Source organism: Leifsonia sp. 115AMFTsu3.1 (assembly GCF_004362795.1).
In the GTDB taxonomy this organism is placed as follows: domain Bacteria; phylum Actinomycetota; class Actinomycetes; order Actinomycetales; family Microbacteriaceae; genus Leifsonia.
Map to the genome: position 1 here is coordinate 550748 of NZ_SNYB01000002.1, position 21164 is coordinate 571911.

17 protein-coding genes are annotated in these 21164 nt (G+C 70.0%); 9 read left to right on the top strand and 8 right to left on the bottom strand.

Features of this window, described 5'->3' with window-relative positions; translation table 11 throughout:
• The first annotated feature begins 1 nt into the window (after position 1).
• Both AXZ95_RS13610 and AXZ95_RS13615 read left to right on the top strand, forming a co-directional pair.
• Complete coding sequence (locus tag AXZ95_RS13610) at positions 2 to 910, top strand: alpha/beta hydrolase (protein WP_018192257.1); 909 nt, start codon at positions 2 to 4, stop codon at positions 908 to 910.
• On the top strand, positions 841 to 1953 hold the full coding sequence (locus AXZ95_RS13615; RefSeq protein WP_231371233.1) for an Lrp/AsnC family transcriptional regulator: 1113 nt from the start codon (positions 841 to 843) through the stop codon (positions 1951 to 1953). Before AXZ95_RS13610 ends, AXZ95_RS13615 begins: the two co-directional genes overlap by 70 nt.
• 290 nt (positions 1954 to 2243) lie before the next feature.
• Here AXZ95_RS13615 and AXZ95_RS13620 read toward each other — a convergent pair whose 3' ends face one another.
• Entirely contained in the window at positions 2244 to 3767 is a 1524-nt protein-coding gene (locus AXZ95_RS13620; RefSeq protein WP_018192255.1) for an ATP-dependent DNA ligase, read from the bottom strand.
• A 60-nt stretch (positions 3768 to 3827) separates the two neighbouring features.
• Here AXZ95_RS13620 and AXZ95_RS13625 point away from each other — a divergent pair, with 60 nt between their 5' ends.
• The 5 genes from AXZ95_RS13625 to AXZ95_RS13645 all read left to right on the top strand — a co-directional run bounded on the left by AXZ95_RS13625 (position 3828) and on the right by AXZ95_RS13645 (position 8445).
• A complete protein-coding gene (locus tag AXZ95_RS13625; RefSeq protein WP_018192254.1) occupies positions 3828 to 4199 on the top strand; it encodes a cupin domain-containing protein in 372 nt (123 codons plus the stop codon).
• 76 nt (positions 4200 to 4275) lie between these two features.
• Positions 4276 to 5967 carry a circularly permuted type 2 ATP-grasp protein gene (locus AXZ95_RS13630; RefSeq protein ID WP_018192253.1) on the top strand — a complete coding sequence of 564 codons (1692 nt, stop codon included), beginning with the start codon at positions 4276 to 4278 and terminating at the stop codon, positions 5965 to 5967.
• Positions 5961 to 6887, top strand: coding sequence for an alpha-E domain-containing protein (locus tag AXZ95_RS13635; RefSeq protein WP_018192252.1), 927 nt, complete (start codon positions 5961 to 5963; stop codon positions 6885 to 6887). The genes AXZ95_RS13630 and AXZ95_RS13635 overlap by 7 nt, the downstream gene beginning before the upstream one ends.
• On the top strand, positions 6884 to 7741 hold the full coding sequence (locus AXZ95_RS13640) for a transglutaminase family protein (RefSeq protein WP_020076710.1): 858 nt from the start codon (positions 6884 to 6886) through the stop codon (positions 7739 to 7741). The genes AXZ95_RS13635 and AXZ95_RS13640 overlap by 4 nt, the downstream gene beginning before the upstream one ends.
• A gap of 125 nt (positions 7742 to 7866) precedes the next feature.
• Positions 7867 to 8445: a TetR/AcrR family transcriptional regulator gene (locus tag AXZ95_RS13645; RefSeq protein ID WP_018192250.1), complete on the top strand. Its 579-nt coding sequence runs from the start codon at positions 7867 to 7869 to the stop codon at positions 8443 to 8445.
• A gap of 143 nt (positions 8446 to 8588) precedes the next feature.
• Here the strand turns inward: AXZ95_RS13645 and AXZ95_RS13650 are convergent, their stop codons facing one another.
• The 5 genes from AXZ95_RS13650 to AXZ95_RS13670 form a co-directional block, all read right to left on the bottom strand.
• Positions 8589 to 9290, bottom strand: coding sequence for a DedA family protein (locus tag AXZ95_RS13650; RefSeq protein ID WP_018192249.1), 702 nt, complete (start codon positions 9288 to 9290; stop codon positions 8589 to 8591).
• 69 nt (positions 9291 to 9359) lie between these two features.
• Complete coding sequence (locus AXZ95_RS13655) at positions 9360 to 9800, bottom strand: DUF1232 domain-containing protein (RefSeq protein ID WP_026307299.1); 441 nt, start codon at positions 9798 to 9800, stop codon at positions 9360 to 9362.
• Positions 9801 to 9802: 2 nt separating this feature from the next.
• Positions 9803 to 10399 carry a cation transporter gene (locus tag AXZ95_RS13660; RefSeq protein WP_018192247.1) on the bottom strand — a complete coding sequence of 199 codons (597 nt, stop codon included), beginning with the start codon at positions 10397 to 10399 and terminating at the stop codon, positions 9803 to 9805.
• Positions 10396 to 11475: a cation diffusion facilitator family transporter gene (locus AXZ95_RS13665; RefSeq protein WP_018192246.1), complete on the bottom strand. Its 1080-nt coding sequence runs from the start codon at positions 11473 to 11475 to the stop codon at positions 10396 to 10398. The genes AXZ95_RS13660 and AXZ95_RS13665 overlap by 4 nt, the downstream gene beginning before the upstream one ends.
• Complete coding sequence (locus AXZ95_RS13670; RefSeq protein WP_026307298.1) at positions 11472 to 11852, bottom strand: metalloregulator ArsR/SmtB family transcription factor; 381 nt, start codon at positions 11850 to 11852, stop codon at positions 11472 to 11474. Before AXZ95_RS13670 ends, AXZ95_RS13665 begins: the two co-directional genes overlap by 4 nt.
• A 62-nt stretch (positions 11853 to 11914) precedes the next feature.
• Here AXZ95_RS13670 and AXZ95_RS13675 point away from each other — a divergent pair, with 62 nt between their 5' ends.
• A complete protein-coding gene (locus AXZ95_RS13675) occupies positions 11915 to 12469 on the top strand; it encodes a GNAT family protein (RefSeq protein ID WP_018192244.1) in 555 nt (184 codons plus the stop codon).
• A gap of 4 nt (positions 12470 to 12473) precedes the next feature.
• Here AXZ95_RS13675 and AXZ95_RS13680 read toward each other — a convergent pair whose 3' ends face one another.
• The gene (locus tag AXZ95_RS13680) at positions 12474 to 14045 is read right to left on the bottom strand and encodes a LuxR family transcriptional regulator (protein WP_018192243.1); all 1572 of its coding nucleotides are present in this window, start codon (positions 14043 to 14045) and stop codon (positions 12474 to 12476) included.
• Between the two features lie 266 nt (positions 14046 to 14311).
• On the opposite strand from AXZ95_RS13680, the gene AXZ95_RS13685 reads away from it, so the two are divergent.
• A complete protein-coding gene (locus AXZ95_RS13685; RefSeq protein ID WP_018192242.1) occupies positions 14312 to 19393 on the top strand; it encodes a DUF11 domain-containing protein in 5082 nt (1693 codons plus the stop codon).
• A 155-nt stretch (positions 19394 to 19548) separates the two neighbouring features.
• Here the strand turns inward: AXZ95_RS13685 and AXZ95_RS13690 are convergent, their stop codons facing one another.
• Positions 19549 to 21096 carry a molybdopterin-dependent oxidoreductase gene (locus AXZ95_RS13690; protein WP_018192241.1) on the bottom strand — a complete coding sequence of 516 codons (1548 nt, stop codon included), beginning with the start codon at positions 21094 to 21096 and terminating at the stop codon, positions 19549 to 19551.
• Positions 21097 to 21164 lie beyond the last annotated feature (68 nt).

Here is a 21164-nt window from a genome sequence, read left to right on the forward strand (position 1 = left end):
CGTGACAACAGACGTCTCCCCCGAGTTCGCCGCCGCGACCACCACCGCGCAGTTCGTCGAGATCAACGGCAATCGCCTCGCCGTCGAGGTGCTCGGACCGGAGGGGGCGCCGGTGATCATCACCCACCACGGCGCACCCGGTCTTGGTTCGCGTGCCGAGCCGCGCGCCAGCTTCGGGCGCCTGGCGGACGAGTACCGCGTCGTCGTGTTCGATGCGCGCGGCTCGGGCGAGAGCGAGGGCAACGGCGAGTTCAGCCACGAGCAGTGGGCGGCCGACATCGACGCGTTGCGGGAGTGGATCGGCGCCGAGCGGATCGTCATGGCCGGCGGCTCGTACGGCGGCTTCATGTCGCTGGAGTACGCGACGCGGTACCCGGACCGGGTGCTCGCCCTGGTGCTGCGCGACACGGCCGCCGACAACTCCCACTCGGAGCTGTCCCGGAAGAACGCGCTCGCCTCCGACCGGGTGACCGTCGACATGGACAAGTTCGACCGCATCGACGAGGGCCGCGTGCGCGACAACGACGACCTGCGTGACTGCTGGCGCGAGATCCTCCCGCTGTACGACTACGTCTACGACCCGGAGACGGTCGAACGGAAGGTCGAGGCCACCCCGTACCGCTACGAAGCGCACAACTACGCCTTCTCGAAGAACCTTCCGACCTATGATCTGAAGGGGGCGCTCCCGGGGATCACCGCACCCACGCTGGTGACCGTCGGGCGGACCGACTGGATCACGCCGGTCTCGTGCTCGGAGACGATCGTGTCGCTCATCCCGGATGCGCGGCTGGCGATCTTCGAGAAATCGGGTCACTCCCCCCAGATCGAGGAGGCGGAGGCATGGACGGACACGGTGCGGGGATTCCTGCACGAAGTGGTGCCGCCGGTGCGGAGCGCGGCGTCCGAGTGAAGGCGCTCGACACCCTCGACGACCTCGACCGCCGCATCATCGTCGCGCTCCAGCACGACGGACGAGCGAGCTGGACCGCGATCGCGGACATGGTCGGCAGCTCCTCCGCCACCGTCGCCCGCCGCGGCCAGCAGCTGGTGCAGGACGGCGTCGTGCGGATCGCCGTCGTGCCGGCGCTCGGCAGCTCCGGGCAGGTCGACACCTTCCTGGTGCGGCTGAACTGCCGTCCGGGCACACAGCTCGAGGTCGCGGCAGCGCTCGTGGAGCACGCCGACGTCCGCTTCCTCACGCTGGTGACCGGGCAGTACGACATCATGGCGGAGGTCGTGGTGACGGGAGGAGCGGCGCACTACCCGCAACTCATCCAGCAGCTGCAGTCCATCGCCGGCATCAAGCGCTGGCGCAGCGACCTCATCATGCACGTGCACAAGGTGCGGCACGACTGGAGCCGACAGCTGTTCGCCGAGACGATGAAGCTCCCGCAGGAGGACGAGAAGGCGTCGCTGGTCGACGCCGAGATGTGCGAACCGGACCACCTCGACGAGGCCGACCGCCGCATCCTCGCCGCCCTCCGCGACGACGGCCGCGTCACCTTCCAGGCCATCGGCGACCGGACGGGCATGAACGAGTCCAGCGTGCGGCGCCGCTTCGACCGGATGCGCGCGAACCACTGCCTCGACATCCTCACGCTCGTCCCCGCGGCGGCGCTCGGGATGGGTGCGGAGACGCTGCTGCTGGTCAAGGTCGCGCCGTCCCGGCTGGAGGCGGTCGCGCAGGAGCTCTCCGGGTATCCGGCTGTGCGCTACCTCGCTTCGCTGCTGGATGACAATTCCCTGTTCTGCGAGCTGATCACGCCGTCCGTGGGGGAACTGAACCAGTTCATCTCGCACACCCTCTCGGTGCTCGAGGGCGTCGAGGGCTGGACCGGCGCGATGGAGCTGCTGTACCTCAAGCGCGGCTTCATCGAGACGCCGTGGTGGCGGGCGCAGGTCGGCTACGCCGACGAGGCGGAGCGGCGGGAGGCGGCGCGCCTGCGGGCGTGACACTCGCCTCCGCGCCCAGGGCGGTCGGCTCCGTCGGTGCTGCGGAAACGGAGGACATCCCGCACGTCCGGCTCCGCGCATCCTCCGTTCGTGGCGAAACGCCGCGCGTCGCCGTGGGAATTCCTCCCTTTCCACGGCCGCCGGGGCACCTTTCCCGCGTCCGCGAGGCGGCGGGAAACGGAGGAGTTTCGGTCCGACACTCCGGCGGAATGCGCGGAACGGAGGATGCGGGGAGCCGGGCGTCCGGGTTCTCCTCCGTTTCGGTGCGAGGGCGAGGCGGGTGTGGGCGGTCACTCCCGGAGGAGGCCGCGCAGCGTTTCGATCGTGTCGGCCTCGCCGGCGTCCTTGTCGTCGCGGTAGCGCTTGACGCGGGCGAAGCGCAGGGCGATGCCGCCGGGGTAGCGGCTGGATCGCTGCACGCCGTCGATCGCGATCTCCACCACCGTCGTCGGCGCGACCCAGACCGTCCCGGCGGTTCGCCGCACCTCGATCTCCTGGAAGTGCTCCGTCTGCCAGGCGAGGAGCTTGTCGGTGAGGCCCTTGAAGGTCTTGCCGACCATCACGAACCCGCCCGGCTCGCCGAACGCGCCCTCCGGATCGCGGGCGCCGAGGTGGATGTTCGACAGCAGCCCCTGCCGCCGCCCCGACCCCCACTCCACGGCGAGGACGACCAGGTCGTAGGTGTGCACCGGCTTCACCTTCACCCAGCTGGAGCCCCGCCGACCCGCAGCGTAGGGCGAGTCGATCGCCTTGACGACCACGCCCTCCTGCCCGGCGGAAAGGGCGTCGCGCGCGACGCGCTCGGCAACCTCGGGGTCGGCCGTGACCTCGCCGGGGATGCGATGGTCGCCGGCCACGCGCTCCAGCTCCGCCAGCCGGGTGGACAGCGGCTCGTCGAGCAGATCGCGGCCGTCGACGTGCAGGATGTCGAAGAACCAGGGATGCAACACCGTCTCGCGCACGGCATCCGCGCCGAATCTCGACATTGTCTCCTGGAAGGGCCGGGGAGCGCCGTCCTCATCCAGCGACAGGGTCTCTCCGTCGAGGATCACGTCGCGCACCGGCAGTCGCCGCGCCACCTCGACCACCTCCGGCACGCGGTGGGTGATGTCCGCGAGGTTGCGGGTGAAGACGCGCACCTCGTCGCCGTGGCGATGCACCTGGATGCGCGCGCCGTCGAGCTTGTACTCGACCGACGCCTCGCCGGTCGTTGCCAGGGCCTCCGCCGCGCTCGGGGCGGACGCCGCCAGCATCGGCAGAACCGGTCGGCCCACGACCAGGCCGACCGCATCGAGCTCCTCCGCGGTGCCGGTCAGCGCGAGGCGTGCCGTCTCGCCGAGGTTTCCGGACAGCATCGCCGCGCGGCGCACGCTGTCGCCGGGGCGGTCCGCGGCCCGGGCGATCGCATCCATCAGCACACCCTCGAGTGCCCCGGTGCGCATCTCGCCGAGGAGCACGCGCGCGATGAAGTCCTGCTCGCGTGCGGTGGCCCGCGCCGTGAAGTCGCGGAGGGCGCGGTTGCGCTCGCCGGCCGAGCCGGATCCCGACAGCGCCGCGAGGCGGTCGAGCAGCGCATCCAGATCGTCGACGGTCAGAGAGGCCTCCGACGCGGGCTCGCCCATCGCGCCGTTGAGCCCGCGCCAGCCGACGCCGACGCGACCCTGCCGCGCCTTGCCGACGAGGAAACCGACGGCCGGAGCGATCTCCTCCGGGTCGAGGTCGGCGAGGAGCGTCGCGAGCGCATCCACCTTCGCCAGCCGGGAGCGAGTGGATGCGACGGTCTCGGCCGTCGTCACGAGCGTGTCGAGGAGCACGTCCCCATACAACCACCGGCCTCCGACGTCGCACGGCCGGGCCGGTTCTAGGCTGGCCACATGAACACGGTCCACAACCTCGACGCCGCCTTCGCCCTCATCCCGGAGCCCTGGCAGCCGCACCGGCTCGCGAGCGTCAACGACTACGACGTGAAGGTGGCGCGCCTGCGCGGCGAGTTCGTCTGGCACGCGCATCCCGAGACCGACGAGCTCTTCCTCGTCATCGAGGGGCGGCTCACCATCCAGCTGAGCGACGGGGATGTGGAGCTCGGTCCGCACGACGTGTTCGTCGTCCCGCGCGGCGTCGAGCACTGCCCGAAGGCCGACGAGGACGCGCTCGTCGTGATGGTGGAGCCGAAGGGGACCGTCAACACCGGCGACCGTCCGGGCGAGCGAACCGCCGAGCTGCGCGAACTCGCCGACGAGGTCTGACCGGCCGCGGGCGGCATCGAAACACTCGCAACACCACCGAAACGCGGGCGAAACGCGTCGCCGATAGCGTCTGGCCATGGGCGAGCTGTTCGGTGGATACGCGACCGCGGCGTCCGGCAGGCGTCAGGGCGGCAGCACCCCCTTCGATGAGATGTTCGCGGACGTGACAGCAGCGGAGGGCGGCATCCGCCCGGCCTATCGCGAGCTGTTCGCGGCCCTCGCCTCGCTCACCCAGGAGGAGCTGCGGGGGCGGACGGAGGCGCTGGCCAGGTCGTACCTCGCGCAGGGCGTGACCTTCGACTTCGCCGGCGAGGAGCGCCCGTTCCCGCTGGATGCCGTCCCGCGGGTGATCGAGCAGGACGAGTGGGCCCACGTCGAGGCGGGGGTCAGGCAACGCGTCAGGGCGCTCGAAGCGTTCCTCAGCGACGTGTACGGCGACCAGAACGCTGTCCGCGACGGTGTCATCCCGGCGGGGCTGATCACCTCGTCGGCGCATTTCCACCGGGCGGCGGCCGGGATCGCGACGGCCAACGGCGTCCGGATCCAGGTGTCGGGCATCGACCTGATCCGTGACGAGGTCGGAGCGTGGCGCGTTCTCGAGGACAACGTCCGCGTCCCGAGCGGCGTCAGCTACGTCATCTCGAACCGGCGCGTGATGGCCCAGACGCTTCCCGAGCTGTTCACGTCGATGCGGGTGCGCCCGGTCGGCGACTATCCGTATCGCCTGCTCCAGGCGCTCCGGGCGAGCGCCCCGGACGGCATGGAGAACCCGAACGTCGTCGTGCTGACCCCCGGGGTCTACAACTCCGCCTACTTCGAGCACACCCTCCTCGCCCGGCTGATGGGGGTCGAGCTGGTCGAGGGGCGCGACCTGTTCTGCTCGGGGGGTCACGTGTGGATGCGCACCACGTCGGGACCGCAGAAGGTCGACGTGATCTACCGGAGGATCGACGACGACTTCATCGATCCGCTTCAGTTCCGCGTCGACTCCGTCCTCGGCACGCCGGGCCTGATGCTGGCCGCGCGGCTCGGGAATGTGACGATCGCCAACGCCGTCGGCAACGGCGTCGCCGACGACAAGCTCGTCTACACGTACCTTCCCGACCTCATCCGCTATTACCTGGCCGAGGAGCCGGTGCTCCCCAACGTCGACACCTGGCGCTTGGAGGAACCGGAGTCGCTCGCCGAGGTGCTCGACCGGCTCGACGAGCTCGTCGTCAAGCCGGTCGACGGCTCCGGCGGCAAGGGTCTCGTGATCGGGCCGGACGCCTCCCGCGCGGAGCTCGCCGACCTTCGCGCACGTCTCGCCGCCGACCCGCGCGGGTGGATCGCTCAGCCGGTCGTGCAGTTGTCGACCATCCCCACACTGGTCGACGACGGGATGCGCCCGCGGCATGTCGACCTCCGCCCGTTCGCCGTCAACGACGGCCGAGACATCTGGGTCCTCCCCGGAGGTCTCACCCGGGTCGCCCTCGCCGAGGGCCAGCTGGTCGTCAACAGCAGCCAGGGCGGCGGATCGAAGGACACCTGGGTGGTCGGCGCCCCGGCGACCGACGTGCCGGCCGACCGTTCGGGTCAGCGGCGCCCCGGCGATGCAGCGGAGGGCGCCTCTCGGGTGGCGGGAATCGTCGCCGAGCAGGCGGCGGGGCCGGGTGTCTCCGCCCACCACGTGCCCGACCACTCTGCGGAGGATGCGCCGCGCTCCGATCAGCAGCAGCAACAGCAACAGCAGCAGCAGGGCGTCCCGGCGGAGGTCACCTCATGCTGAGTCGCATCGCCTCCTCGCTCTTCTGGATCGGCCGCTACATCGAGCGGAGCGACGGCACCGCCCGCATCCTCGACGTTCACCTGCAACTCCTCCTCGAAGACCCGTGGATCGACGAGGACACCGCGTGCCGATCGCTCCTCAGCGTGATGGGCAGCCCGGCACCGGAGTCCGCGATCGTTCGGGAGGACGTGCTCCGCATCCTGGCGGTCGACCGCGCGGCGCCCGCATCCATCGTCTATTCGCTGGCGTCTGCGCGGGAGAACGCCCGGCGCGCCCGCGAGATCATCTCGACCGAACTCTGGGAGTGCCTCAACACCACGACCGCGCGGATGCCGCGACGGGTGACCAGCGACAAGGTGCACGAGTTCTTCAGCTGGGTGCGCGAGCGGGCGGCGCTCGCCGTCGGGCTGATGGAGTCCGGGGCGAGCCGCGACGAGGCCTGGCACTTCTTCACCCTCGGCCGCAGCCTGGAGCGGGCCGACATGACGGCACGCCTGCTCGCGACGCGGTCGCTGACCGAGGCGAGCGGGCCGAGCTGGACGACCCTCCTGCGCTCCTGCGGTGCCTACGAGGCCTACCTGCGGACGTACCGCGGAGTGCCGTCCGCGAGGAACGCTGCGGAGTTCCTCCTCCACGACAGGCTTTTCCCGCGATCGATCCTCTACTCGGTGGCGCGCGCGGTGGACAGTCTGCGCGAGATCGAGCCGAGACTGGAGCGGGTCGGGGTCTCCGATCAGGCGGCACGGATGCTCGGGCAGGTGCGCAGCGAACTCGAGTTCCGGCCGGTGGCCGACGTGCTCGACGACCTCCCGGCCTTCATGTCCGCCATCCAGGACGCGACGAGTGCGGCGACGACGGCGGTCGCCATGCGGTACTTCCCCGAGAGCGTCGCGCCGAGCTGGACGGGGGACAGGGCGTGAAACGGCTCAGGATCGTGCATTCGACGGGCTACCGCTATGACGGCGACGTGACCGCCTCGTACAACGAGGCGCGCATGCTTCCCGTCTCCGGCTCTCGGCAACTCGTGCTCCACTCGTCTCTCGATGTGCAGCCGGTCTCCTCCCACCACCAGTACACGGACTACTGGGGCACCAGGGTCCTGGCGTTCGACGTGCTGGCCCCGCACAGCGAACTGACGATCACGGCGAGCAGTCTCGTGGAGGTGCTCGAGGCGGAGCACCCCACCTCGACTGTCGGCTGGGAGGAGCTCGCCGCCGTCGTCCCGAGGTCCGCCGCGTGCGTCGAGCAGCTCCGTCAGACGGCGCTCACCGCTCCGCCGCCCTCGCTGGCCGAGCTCGCCGGATCCGTCGTGACCGACCTCGGACCCGACGTCGACGGACCCTGCGCCGCCGCCCAGGCGATCGTCGCCGCCGTGTCGTCCGAGATGGAGTACGTGAGCGGAGTGACCGGCGTTCGAACCGCTGCCGCCGAAGCGTGGGATGCGCGGAGCGGGGTCTGCCAGGACATCGCCCACGTCGCGGTCGGGGCACTCCGGTCCGTGGGGATTCCCGCGCGCTACGTCTCCGGCTATCTGCATCCCCAAGCGGACGCCGCCGTCGGGGAGACCGTCGTGGGGGAGTCGCACGCGTGGGTGGAGTGGTTCTGCGGCGGGTGGCACGGTTACGATCCGACGAACAGCATCCCCATCGGCGATCGTCACGTGCGCGTCGGCCACGGCCGGGACTACACCGACGTCACACCCCTCCGAGGCGTCTACGCGGGCGGCAGCGGGTCAGAACTGTTCGTCTCGGTCTCCATCACCCGGGAGGCGTGAGTCGGCGCCCAGGATCCCTTCGCGCCGTGTTCGTTTCCCCACCCTCCCGTGACCGCTTTTCCTCTGGTGGAGGGGCGCCCACGATATCGTCGTCTCACACGCCACTTCGGGAGACGGGCCTTCGCATGCCGAGACAGGAGCGCGCGGAGAGAACGCGCCTCGCCATCCTCGACGCCGCCGCCGCGGAGTTCGACGAGCACGGGTACGAGGGCGCTCGCCTGGAGCGGATCGTCGAGCGGACGGGCGCGACAAAGGGCGCGGTGTACTTCCACTTCCGTTCGAAGCTCGATATCGCCCGGGCCCTGGTCGCCGAGAAGTACGCGAATTGGCCGGTCATCATCGGGGAGGTCGAGGAGTCCGGGTTGCGGGGACTCCCTGCCGCGCGGGAGCTGACGCGCCGCGTCGGTGCGCTGCTGGCCTCGGACGTGCGCGTCCGTGCCGCCATGAAGCTGTCGCAGACCGTGCTGCCGCCGTCCGCCGACGAGAACCCCTACGCGCGCTGGGTCGCCGTTCTCTCACAGCTTCTGGAGCAGGAGACCGAGGACCGCGGCGGCCCGGAGGTGGATGCGCGAGCCGTCGCGACGGTCGCGGTGCACGGCATCTTCGGGGCGTACATGATCGCGGACGAGCGCGGGACGCTCGATGCGCTCGCGTCGGACATCGAGAGGATCTGGGACGTCCTCGCCGTGCCCTTCGGCCGCTGAACCCGATTTGCACTCAAACCGGTGAGTCCGTATGTTTTGGCGCGGGGACACCGACGACACTCGGCGTCGTCACCGGGGGAGTACGCCCCGTCTCTTCGCGAGTCGGGGCGTACCCTCGACCCGAGCGCACCCGCGCGCCTCGGTCATGACGACGGGTCCGCATCCCGTCGCGTTGCGCGATGACGCAGGATGCGGCGGAGCACGAGCCATCCGAGCACGAGACCGACGGCCGCGTAGACGACGATGTCGATGTACTCGGTGTACCGCTCGACGAGGTGGTACTGCGTGCCGAGGGCGAACCCGGCACCCACGAGGATCGCGTTCCAGAGCAGTGTCCCGGCCAGGGTGAACGCCGCGAACCGGCCGAACGGCATCCGTGTCGCGCCCGCGGGGAGCGAGATCAGGCTCCGCACCAGGGGCACGAGCCTCCCGAAGAAGACGGCGCCGCGGCCGTGGCGCTTCAGCCAGTCCGCGGCCTTGGTGAAGTCGTCCTCCTCGACCAGGGGCAGCCGTGACAGCAGCCGGACGGCACGCTCCTCGCCCAGCGTGCGGCCGAGGACGTACAGGATGGCCGCCCCGGCGAAGCTGCCGAGCGTCGCCGCGAGCAGCACGAGCACCACGTTGAGCGACCCCTGGTACGCGAGGAATCCGGCGAACGGCAGGATCACCTCGCTCGGGATCGGCGGGAACACCACCTCCGCCAACGAGCACAGTCCCACCCCGATCTCGCCGAGGGCGGTCATGACGCGCGCGGCGAGACCGGCGATGCCGCCGAGCTCGGACGGGTCGGCCTGCGTCCGCAGCGGGGACGCGGCCAGGGGCAGGGCGAGAAGCTGTCCTGTCATGGCGACGACGGTACCCGCGACTCGATGGGAAACGCGTGGATGTGCGGGGGCCTCCCAGCACCCGAAGCGTTACATCCCTGGTCGCCGGCCGGGCGGCCGTTCCACGCGCGCGAGCGCCAGAAGGCTGTCGAGGCCGTCCGCCGTCCCCGGCCAGTTGCGTTCGAGCGCGTCGTAGCCCGCGTGCTTCACGGCGAAGCGCACCGCGACGATCGTGAGGATCGCATCGTCGGCGTAGCCGATACCGGGAAGGAAGTCGGGGATGAGGTCGATCGGGAGGATCAGGTACACGAGCAGTCCGTAGAGCCACCAGCGGGTGGCGCGCGGTACGGCCGGATCGGTGGCGAGCCGCCGGATCAGGCGGACGACGTCGGGCACCAGGCGCAGGATCGCCCGCCAGTCCACATCGCGTCCGGCCCGGCGCTGCTGCACGACGAGGACCACCACGAGGGCGATCCACATCACGACCAGGGCGACGAGCACACCGATGACGGTCCAGATCCATCCCGGCATCGTCACTCCCGGAAGATGTGGACGGCCTCGCGCGCGGCGTAGGCGACGATGACCAGGGCGGCCACCGGGTCCGCCCACCACCAGCCGAGGAGCCCGTCGAGGCCGATCCCGAGCAGCACGCTCGTCGCGAGGATGCCGTCCACCAGGGTGACGCGCCCCTCGGCGGCCAGCACCGGGTTGGCGAGGAGGCGGCCGACGCATGCCTTCCCGAAGGCCAGCAGGAACATGACGGCGGCGGTAGCGCCCGTCCATCCCGCCCCCAACGGGCTCGGCGCCGCGCGGTGGCCGGTCGCCAGCGTGACGACCCCTTGGACGAGCAGGTAGCCGCCGAGGAGGACGAACGCGATGCCGATCAACCGGAGGGCGAGTCGCTGCCGCCTTTCGTCCGATCCGGTGAGTTCCCAGATCACCACCGTGCTGGCGCCGATCTCGATCAGGCTGTCGAGTCCGAACCCGAGCAGGGCGACCGAGGCACTGGCGGAGACCGCGATCGCGAGGACGACGACGCCGACGACGTTCCAGCCGAGGGTGATCGCTTCCAGGCCGATGCCGGCCCGGACGAGCCTGGTCCCGCGTGCGAGCTCCGCGGATGTGCTCATCGGCTCGGCGGATTCGCCGCTTCATGATGGTCGGGCACGGTGACCGTGTCCGGCGGAGTCACTTCGAGATGCAGTTCGTCGAGCGTGCGCAGGTGCTCCTGCGCGTGCGCGCGGGCGGCGGCCGCTATCCGGTGGGCGTCGCCGAGGACGACCGCGTCGACGGCGAGCTCGGCACTCCCGTGCAGCCGGTGGCCCACCCAGCGCAGTTGCACGCGCGGTGCCGCGACGACTCCGGGCGTCTCGATCAGGGCGTGCTCGAGCTGCTCCACCAGATCCGGCTCGATGCCGTCGAGCAGCCGGCGGCCGATGCTCCGGACGGTGCCCCAGAGCAGCACGACGATCGCGGCCGAGATGAGCACACCCACGATGGGATCGGCGAGAGGGAACCCCAGCATCACGCCCAGGGCGCCGAGGACCACCGCGAGGGAGGTGAAGCCGTCGATGCGGGCGTGGACGCCGTCGGCGACCAGCGCGGCCGAGCCGATGCGCCGGCCGACCCGGATGCGGTAGATCGCGACCGCCTCGTTGCCGGCGAACCCGATCAGGCCGGCCACGATCACCCAGCCCAGGTTCTCCAGCGGGTGCGGGTGGAACAGTCGGTCGATCGACTGCCAGGCCGCCACGATCGCCGACAGCGCGACGACGGCGATGATGAACAAGCCGGCCAGATCCTCGGCGCGCCCGTACCCGTAGGTGTAGCGGCGGGTGGCGACCCGGCGTCCGAGCACGAAGGCGACCCAGAGGGGGACGGCCGTGAGGGCGTCCGAGAAGTTGTGGACCGTGTCCGCCAGCAGGGCGACGGAGCCGCTGAACGCGACGATCACCGCCTGCAGCAGTGTGGTCGCGAGCAGGACGAACAGACTGATCTTCAGGGCACGGACGCCCTCGGTGCTCGCCTCCATCGCGTCGTCGATCGAGTCGGCCGCGTCGTGCGAGTGCGGGACGAACATCCCGTACAGGAAGCCGCGGAACCCGGTCGGGTGGTGGTGCCCGTGGTCGTGTGGATGCTCGTGGTCGTGCGGGTGCCCGTGGTCGTGCGGGTGCCCGTGGTCGTGCGTGTGCGTCTCGTGGGTCACGGGGTCGCCTCGTCCTCTGCCGTCGGCGCCTGGTGGTGGTGGCGCGGCGTGCCGCCGAGCGAGTGCTCGGCCTGGAAGATCGCGTCGCTCACGAGCCGGCTCGCGTGCTCGTTCTCCAGCCGGTAGAACACCCGCTGGCCGTCCTGCCGGGTCGCGACGATCCGCGCCAGCCGGAGTTTCGCCAGGTGCTGCGACACCGCTGCGGGCTGCTTGTCGAGGATGTCCGCGAGATGATTCACCGACAGCTCGCCCGCATCCCGGAGCGCCAGGACGATGCGCACGCGGGTGGCATCCGCCAGCATCGCGAAGACCTCGACGGCGAGTTCCACGTACTGGCTGTCGGGAAGACGCCCGCATATCGGCTTATCTGCATGCATACGCAGATTAAATCGCGTCGCATCCGATCGAGCAACCCGGGGGCGGCCGATAGGGTGCGTGAATGGCCGTCTCTCTCCATCCGCTCGATCCGTATGGGGCGGATCGGGACGCCCTCATCGACTTCCTGACGGGCAACGAGTTCCCGTTCCATGTCGTGCCAAGGCTTGATCGCGCTGCAGCACTCGCCGCGATCGACGCGGGTGCGTATGGCGACGACGACCACGCTGCGTTCTGGCTCCAGGTGCCGAGCGGAGAGCGGATCGGCACGGTTCGGTTGGACGATCTGGGCGACCCCACGCCGTTGATCGACCTGAGGCTCGACGGTGGCATGCGTGGTCGCGGGCTGGGCACGAAGGCCCTGCGCGCGGCGACGGATTTCGTGTTCGACAGCATGGCCGCCGTCAACCGCTTCGAGGGGCAGACGCGCGAGGACAACACCGCGATGCGGCGGGTGTTCGCGCGCTGCGGGTGGGTCAAGGAGGCCCATTACCGCGAGGCCTGGCCCGTGCCGGGGCGGGAGCCCGTCGCGTCCGTCGCGTATGCGATACTCCGGCGCGACTGGAGAGACGGCACGACGACGCCCGTGCCCTGGGAGGACGAACCGCGTCCTCGGTAGGGCGTCAGACCGAGCCTCCCCGCCCGGGCGGGGGCTGGACCGATATCCCGGCCCTCTGTGCGATGTCCGCCGCGGCGGCCCGCGAGTTGACGCCGAGCTTGCGGTAGAGCCGGGAGGCGGTGGCCTTCAGCGTGTTCGGGCTGATGAAGAGCTCCGTCGCGATCTCGCTCATGGAACGGGTGGTTGTGAGCTGCTGCAGCACGTCGCGTTCCCGCTTGGTCAGCGATCCGACCTCCGTTGCCGCCTCCCGTCGTCGCGGCGCGAGGAGGCTGTGGGCACCGGGGGCCAGGGTCTGCAGGTGCGCGTCACTGATGAGGTGGTAGCTGGCGCGCATGTCCTCCTGCTCGATGATGGAGTGCGCGAGCCGGAAGTTGTGGGCGGCGGAGCGGGAGCGTTGCAGCGCGAGGGACGATGCGGCCGTGATGAGGAAGGCCCCGGCGCGCACGCGGGGCGGGCTGAGGGGTTCGGCGGCCTGCGCGGCGTCGTCGATCGCCTCGATGAAGCGGCCGCGCCGGTACTCGCCGATCGCCCGGAGCAGGTGGTCGTCGGGCGTCACGGGGCGGTGCCCGGCTACGGAGCGCCCCAGCCGCATCCACGTGGCGCGCACGTACTGCCCGTTCATCCCGCGATTGGAGACCGCCGGCGGGTGCCTCCCGAGCTCGCGGGCGAGCTCCTCCTCGAGGAGCACCTGCTCGGCCTTCGTGTGAGCGAGGAAGGACCGCACCCAGCTGGCGGCCGCCCAGTACTCGCCGACCGGGTGGGCCGCGACGAGCGCGAGTTCGTGCGCGGACGCATCCTCCTGCAGGCGGTCGGCGTGGACGAGGGCGGCGGCGAGATGGTGGGCGGCGTCGTAGCGCGGGTTCGATTCGCCGGTGTTCCTGGCGCGGTGCGCCCAGTCGAGTGCCGCGCTCAGCCGGCCTCGGGCCGCGAGATGCCAGGCGAGGTGGCCGGCGGCGCGGCGGGCGACCTGGGGCTGCTCGGTCATCACGGCGACGCGGTGCGCTTCTTCGTACTCGTAGGCGACGGGGAGGGTGTGGTCCCCGGAGAGCTCGAGCGCCCGGCCCCACTGCACGAACAGATGCGGGAGGTTGGCGAGACGGTGCCCGACCTCGCCCGGCTCCGCTGCCGTCAGCGCCCGGCGTGCCTCGGTCGCGGCCTCGACCGCCGCCGCGTGCTGTCCCTTGGTGCGTGCCGTGGCCGATGTGCCGGTGAGCCCGATCAGGTACTCCACGAGATCGCCTGAGCGTCGACCGGGGACCGTCGTCGCAGCGGGATGCTGCTCGAAGCGGTCGGGACCGCCTCCCGAGACGACGTGCTTGAGGTAGTTCACTGCGGACACCAGGGCGACATTGTCGACGAATGCCTCTCCGGGGAGCGCCCGGAGGGCGGCGAGCAGGGCTGCGGGGTCGGTGTGCGCGTACCGGTCCCAGTGTTCCGCGATCACCGCGGCCGCGGCGGCCGAACCGGCCCGGCGCGCCGTCTCGGCGACGACCGCGGCAAGGCTGTCTGCGGGTACGCCCTCCTCGGTCCCACGGTGGTCGCCATCGGCGGGGAGCGAGTCTGACGGGGAGGGCACGGACGGAGTTCCTACAGGGTCGGGGGAGGGGCGGAGCGGATGCCGAGGCGCGTCGGCGGGGACGATCACCTCGATTCGATTGAACACGTCCCCGGAGCCGATTGTGGTCCTTCACCTGGGGGACATTCGGTATTCGTGAGGGTTAAATCCGGGGTGAATTTTTGTTCGTCGTGTGGAAATCCTTCACGCCCCCTCAGAAGACTGAGCCTGATTCACAGGATCGTCAGCCGTCTGTCTCACTGACCGGCGGACGGGGGAGGACACCAATGCACCTGGCAGCTCGGCACCGGAGACGGCGCAACGCTCAGCACTCAACGGACTCGTCGTCGGGAAGACGGCTGGTCTTCTCGCTGAGCAACCGCCGCAGCAGATTCGCGGCAGCCGTTCTCAGCGTCGGACTGCTCGCGAGCGGGCTGAGCACGTGGGCGCTGCTGGGCACGTCGGCCGCTCCGGCCGCGGCTGCTCCCGGCAACCCGGGCACCCCGTCGGCGCCGACCGTGGCGTTCCAGGAGAACTTCGAGAACGGGGTTGGGAACACGCCCGTCGGTTTGACGGCGTATACCGGCGCGTCCGGGCAGAAGTACACCGCAGACGCTGCGTGGCTGAGCAACTGCAACGGGCAGGTTCGTAACTTCAACACGCCGTCAACGACGATCGGCAACTGTCAGATCGAGAGTGACGCGGCGCACCTGAACCAGTTGGCCTATGCCCTCGGTGCGCACGCGGGTTCCGCGACCCCCGGCGCCAACCACGCGGTGACGGCTTACACGGAGAACAACCCGGGCGTGAATGCGACGGAGTTCCAGACGGCGACCAACATCCCGCTCGCCTCGTCCTCGGGTCGGTTCCTGACCTTCAGCGTCGACACCGCGGCCGTCAACTGCAACGCCTCGGCACCGCTTTACCAGTTCGCCTTCCTGAACCAGGCTGGCACCGCCACCAACGTCGGAGGGCAGCTCAACGCGTGCTCCTCCGGCCAGACCGTGAACGTCCCGGCTAACGGCTCTCTCGGCGCGGCGGCGGTGAACGTCGGCACGTATACCTCCAACGGTTCGGTGCTCTTCACCGGTTCGACCCTCGGCATCCGGATGCAGAACGCGAACGGGTCCGGCGCCGGCAACGACGCCGCCTTCGACAACATCCGCATCCTGGATGTGACCCCGCAGCTCGATAAGGCGTTTACTCCCACGGCAGTCCAGACCGGTGGAACCTCGACCCTCACCTTCACCGTCACGAACACCAGCGAGCTCGCCTCGAAGGCGGGCTGGGGCTTCACCGACACCCTCCCGGCCGGCCTGACACTGGCGAACGGCACTGTGGGCGGCACCTGTAACGCGACGACCACGGCTGTCGCGGGCGGCACGACCGTCGCCGTGACCAACGGCACCCTCGCCGCCGGCCAGGCCTCGTGCACCATCACGGTGCAGGTCACCTCCTCGGTCGCGGGCAGCTTCACCAACGGACCGGGCAACGTGACGGAGACCGGCCTGAACCCGCCGGGTGACAGCACGGTCACCTTCACCGACCTGACGATCCCCACGGTCGGCTGCACCACCGACCCGGCGATCTTCAACACCGGTTACAACGCAGCCAGTGGTGGACAGGCCGCCGACGGATCTAACGATGCGGGCTGGACGGTTGCCGGTGGGGTAGACGGTTTCTACCACAACCCGAGTACCACGGCGCCATCGACGAATGCGACTCCTGCTCTTCCGCCCGCCGGCACGACCTATGCGCCAGCGCAGGTTGGCAAGATCGCCAACGTCTGGGCGGACAGTCCGGCGGGGAACGCGCAGTGGATCTCGGCGAACTACGCGGGTCCGAACGTTCAGAACCAGTCCGACGGTAGTGGTGACTGGTACTACCGCTACCAGTTCAACCTCGATCCGGCTGTCGATCCGGGGAGCTTCGCGCTGGATATGAAGTGGCTGGCCGATAACTCGGTCGCCGGGGTGTGGGTGAACGACATCGCGCAGTCGGGAACGAACCTCCCGCAGGACACCGCTGCTCCGTACGTCTACCAGGGCTTCACCCTGGCGAATGCCGCCCAGACGTCGTTGACGACCGGGTGGAAGACGGGGTTGAACACGATCCTGGTGCAGGTCAAGAGCTTCTACACCGCCGAGGGCTTCGACGCGCAAGTCCAGTCCACTGTGCTCTGCCCGAACCCCGCCTACGCGGTCACCAAGACGGCGTCGGCAGCGACCGTCCAGCCGGGCGGCAACCTGACCTACACGGTCACGGTGAAGAACACCGGCAACGTCGCCTACACGGCGGCGAACCCGGCGACCATCTCCGACAACCTGTCGGGTGTGCTGGATGACGCCGTGTACAACGGCGATGCCGCGGTGTCGTACTCCGGCGGCTCCACCTCGGCCGCTCCGACGGTTACGGGATCCACGTTGTCCTGGTCGGGACCGCTGGCGGTCGGTGAGACGGCAACCATCACCTACTCGGTGAAGGTCGACTCCCCGGACGGCGGCGACCACAAGCTGACCAACGCGGTCACGCCGGGCACGAACGGCGGAGGCTGTGCGACCGCGGCGGACTGCACCACGACCACGCCGGTGCAGTCGTTCTCCGTGACGAAGACAGCCGACCGGACCGATGTGGTCCCCGGCCAGAAGATCACATACACGATCACCGTGAAGAACACGGGCACCGTGGACTACACCGTCACGGCACCGGCGTCGTTCAGCGACGACCTGACGGCCGTGCTGGATGACGCCACCTACAACAACGACGCCACCGGCGGCGCGACCTATGCCGCTCCGACTCTCTCCTGGTCGGGCGCCGTGGCCGCCGGTGACACCGTGACGATCACCTACTCGGTGACCGTGAACGACCCGGACACCGGCGACCAGCACCTCAATAACACCGTCGTCACCCCGCCGGGCATCGGCGGAGACTGCGATCCGACCGCGGGCAACCCCGCCTGTACGGTCAACATCCCCTCCGGCTCGTACACGGTGGCCAAGTCCGCCTCGACCACCTCGGTGACCGCCGGTGACACGGTGACGTACACGATCACGGTCACGAACACCGGCGCGATCGACTACACGGCCACCGCACCGGCGACTCTGACGGACGACCTGGCCCGTGTGCTCGATGACGCGACGATCGTCAGCGGCCCGGACAACGGAGCCACGGTCACCGGCACCTCTCTGAAGTGGTCTGGCGCCCTAGCGGTCGGGCAGACGGTCGTGATCACCTATGCGGTCAAGGTCAACAGCCCGGACACCGGCGACAACGTCATCACCAACACGGTGCGACCGAACTCGCCCGGCGGATCGTGCGACCCCGCAGGCAGCTGCACCACCACAACCGATGTGCGGGCCTTCACCGTGTCGAAGTCCTCGTCTCCTGCGGGCGCAGTGAACCCGGGTGACAAGGTCACTTACACGGTCACCGTGACGAACACCGGAACGGCCGACTTCACCGCGGGCACCCCTGCCTCCTTCACCGACGACCTGACGGCGGTGCTGGATGATGCCATCTACAACAACGACGCCACCAACGGCGCGACATATGCCGCTCCGACACTGTCCTGGTCCGGCGCCGTTGCTGCAGGCACGAGCGTGACCGTCACCTACACGGTGACCGTGAACTCGCCGGACACCGGCGACCACACCCTGACCAACGCGGTCGTACCGAGCGGTGGCGGCACCTGCGTGCCCGGTCAGTGCGCCACGACCAACCCGGTCCAGTCGTACACGGTCGCGAAGACCGCCTCGGCCGGCCCGGCGCACCCGGGCGACACCGTCACCTACACGGTGACCGTGACGAACACGGGTGCGGCCGACTACACGGCAGCGGACCCGGCGTCGATCACCGATGACCTGTCCAAGGTTCTGGACGACGCCACCTATGTGGCCGGGTCTGCTACCAACGGCGCGCAGGTCACCGGGAACACGCTGACCTGGTCCGGTCCGCTCGCTGTCGGTGCGGTCCAGACGATCACCTACCAGGTACTCGTCGGCCCCGCCGGGACCGGGGACGGCACCCTGACCAACACGGTCACGGGCGACCCGGACAAGGGCGGCTCGTGCGTCACCCCCGGCGGTTGCACGACGGACACGCCGGTGCAGGCATTCAGCGTGACCAAGACGGCGGACCAGACCGAGGTCACCCCCGGTCAGAAGATCACCTACACGGTGACGGTGACCAACACCGGCACAGTCGACTACACCGCTACCGCTCCGGCCTCCTTCACCGACGACCTGTCCGGGCTGCTGGATGACGCCACCTACAACAACGACGCCACCAACGGTGCCACCTACGCGGCGCCGACCCTGTCGTGGTCCGGCGCACTGGCGGTCGGTGCGACGGTGACGGTGACCTACTCGGTGACGGTGAACGATCCGGACACCGGTGACAAGGTGATGCCGAACACGGTGGTCACCCCCACCGGTGGCGGCGGGGACTGCCCGGCCGGCACGGACAACGCCGAGTGCACAGTGACGATCCCGTCGGGTTCGTACACGGTGACCAAGACTGCAGACAAGTCCGAGGTCGCCCCTGGCGCCACCATCACCTACACGGTGACGGTGACCAACACGGGCAAGGTGGACTACACCGCGGCCGAGCCGGCGTCGTTCAGCGACGACCTGACCAACGTCCTCGACGACGCCGCCTACAACGGTGACGCCAGCAACGGTGCGACCGTGGCCGGGAACACGCTCAGCTGGGCCGGTCCGCTCGCGGTCGGCCAGACGGTGAAGGTCACGTACTCGGTGACGGTGAACAGTCCGGATGCGGGCAACCACCACCTGGTCAACGCGGTCATGCCCACCGGGCCGGGCGGGTCGTGCGACCCGGCGGGCAGCTGCCTGACCAACACCCCGGTCGCCTCGTACACGGTGCACAAGACGGTCTCCACGACCAACACGGTGAAGCCGGGAGCCGTGGTCAGCTACACCGTCACCGTCACGAACACGGGTGAGTTCGCCTACACCGCGAGCACTCCCGCGAAGTTCACCGACAACATGAGCGACGTGCTCGACGACGCCCACTACAACGGCGACGCGACGCACGGAGCGACCCTCAGCGGCGCCGTGCTCTCCTGGGCCGGCCCGCTGGCTGTCGGCGAGACGATCGACGTCACGTACTCGGTGACGGTCAACAACCCGGCGGCGGGCAACCACCGCCTGGTCAACACCGTCGACCCGGCCGTGGACGGCGGGTCGTGCGACCCGTCGGGCGCCTGCGACACCCGCACGCCGATCGACCCGGGCCCCGGCCTGGCGTTCACCGGTAGCGATCTGGTCGCACCCGGAATCATCGCCCTGCTCCTGCTGGGCGCCGGAGCAGCGTTCATGCTGATCCGCCGACGCCGCGCGACCGAGTAAGACCCCGTGACAGTGGGCCGGCATTTCCCCAAGGTGCCGGCCCACTGTTGCGGGTTCCCGCTGACGTGTCCGGGGGGAGCGTCAGCCCACCGAGGTGCCGGCTCGGGCGCCGGCACCTCGGGTCACGGAGTGCCCATCCGACGACCTCGACGTCGTCAGCCCACCCGCACCAGCGTCTGCTGCCATCCGGTCGATCCGTTCGGCGCGATCGGCGTGCGCTTCTGCTCCTGCACGCGGCCCGCGCGATCGGTGGCGCGCACCGCGAGGGTGTGGCTGCCCGCTGTGGCGTCCCAGTCGAGCGACCACTGCACCCAGGTGTCGGCGTTGATCGGAGTGGAGAGCTTCGCCTGCTGCCACTGGCCGCCGTCGATCCGCACCTCGACGGTGCGGATGCCGACCGTCTGCGCCCACGCGACACCGGCGATCTTCGTCGGGCCGGCGGAGAGCGGCTTGTCCACGCGCGGGGTGTCGATGCGGCTGGAGAGCTTGATCGGGGCTTTCGCGCTGTAGCCGCGGGGAGTCCAGTACGCCTGATCGGCGGCGAAGGTCGTCACCTTCAGCTCGGTCAGCCATTTCGTCGCCGAAACGTAGCCGTAGAGGCCCGGCACCACCATCCGCACCGGGAAGCCGTGCTCGAGGGGGAGCGGTTCGCCGTTCATCCCGATCGCGAGGATGGCGTCGCGGCCGTCGTCGGTGAGCGCATCCAGCGGGGTGCCGGCGGTGAAGCCGTCGACGCTGCGCGACAGCACCATATCGGCGCCCCGGCGCGGACGGGCGAGGGCGAGGATGTCGCGGACCGGCACGCCGAGCCACCGCGCGTTCCCGACCAGGTTGCCGCCGACCTCGTTCGACACGCACGTCAGGGTGACGCCGTACTCGGCTGGGCGCATGTCGACGAGGTCCTGGAAGCTGAGCTCGACGCGCTTCTCGACCATCCCGTCGATGGTGAGGCGCCAGTTCGCCGGGTCGACCGACGGCACGGTGAGGGCCGTATCCACCCGGTAGAAGTCCGTGTTCGGCGTGAAGAGCGGGCTGATGCCGGGAACGTCGAGTTCGGCGCCGGCAGGCACTTTCAGGCGGGAGGCCGGCGTCGGGAGCTTGAGCGCCGAGCGGACCGCGGCGATGGATGACGTGGCAGCGGACCCCAGGCGCGACCCGACCCCGGCGACCAGGGCTCCCGCCGCTGCGACCGACGTGAGCACCAGGAACCGGCGGCGGTCGACGCCGACCCTTTCCGCTCCAGCGGTCCCGTCGCGCCAGGCGTGAAGCCGCCCGATCAGCAGTCGCAGCACCAGCGCGCCGAGCAGGGCGCCGACCGCGGCCGGAAGGAAGCCGAACGGGCTGGCCCCCGTGCGGGTCAGCGTCGCCACCACGGCCGCGACACCCGCGAGAACGAACAGCGCGACGCCGACCCACCGACGCCACCACTCCAGCACCCCCGCGACGGCGGCGGCGACGAAGACCGCAAGGCCGAGGCTCGCCAGCAGGAAGAGCTTGTCGTTCGACCCGAAGAGGTCGATCGCCAGTTCCTTCGCCCAGCGGGGGACGATGTCGATCACGAACGAGCCGACCGCGACGATCGGACTCGCGTCGCGCACGGTCAGCAGGGCCACCAGTTCGGCCGCTCCGAGGAACACGCCACCGCTCACCGCCCCGGCGAGTGCGGCCAGGGCGATGGTGCCGATTCTCTTCTTCGCTGACATGCCTGGAGTTCGTGGCGGAGAGGCCCCGCGGATTGGTTCCAATCCGATTCGCCGCCGGGGCCGAACCC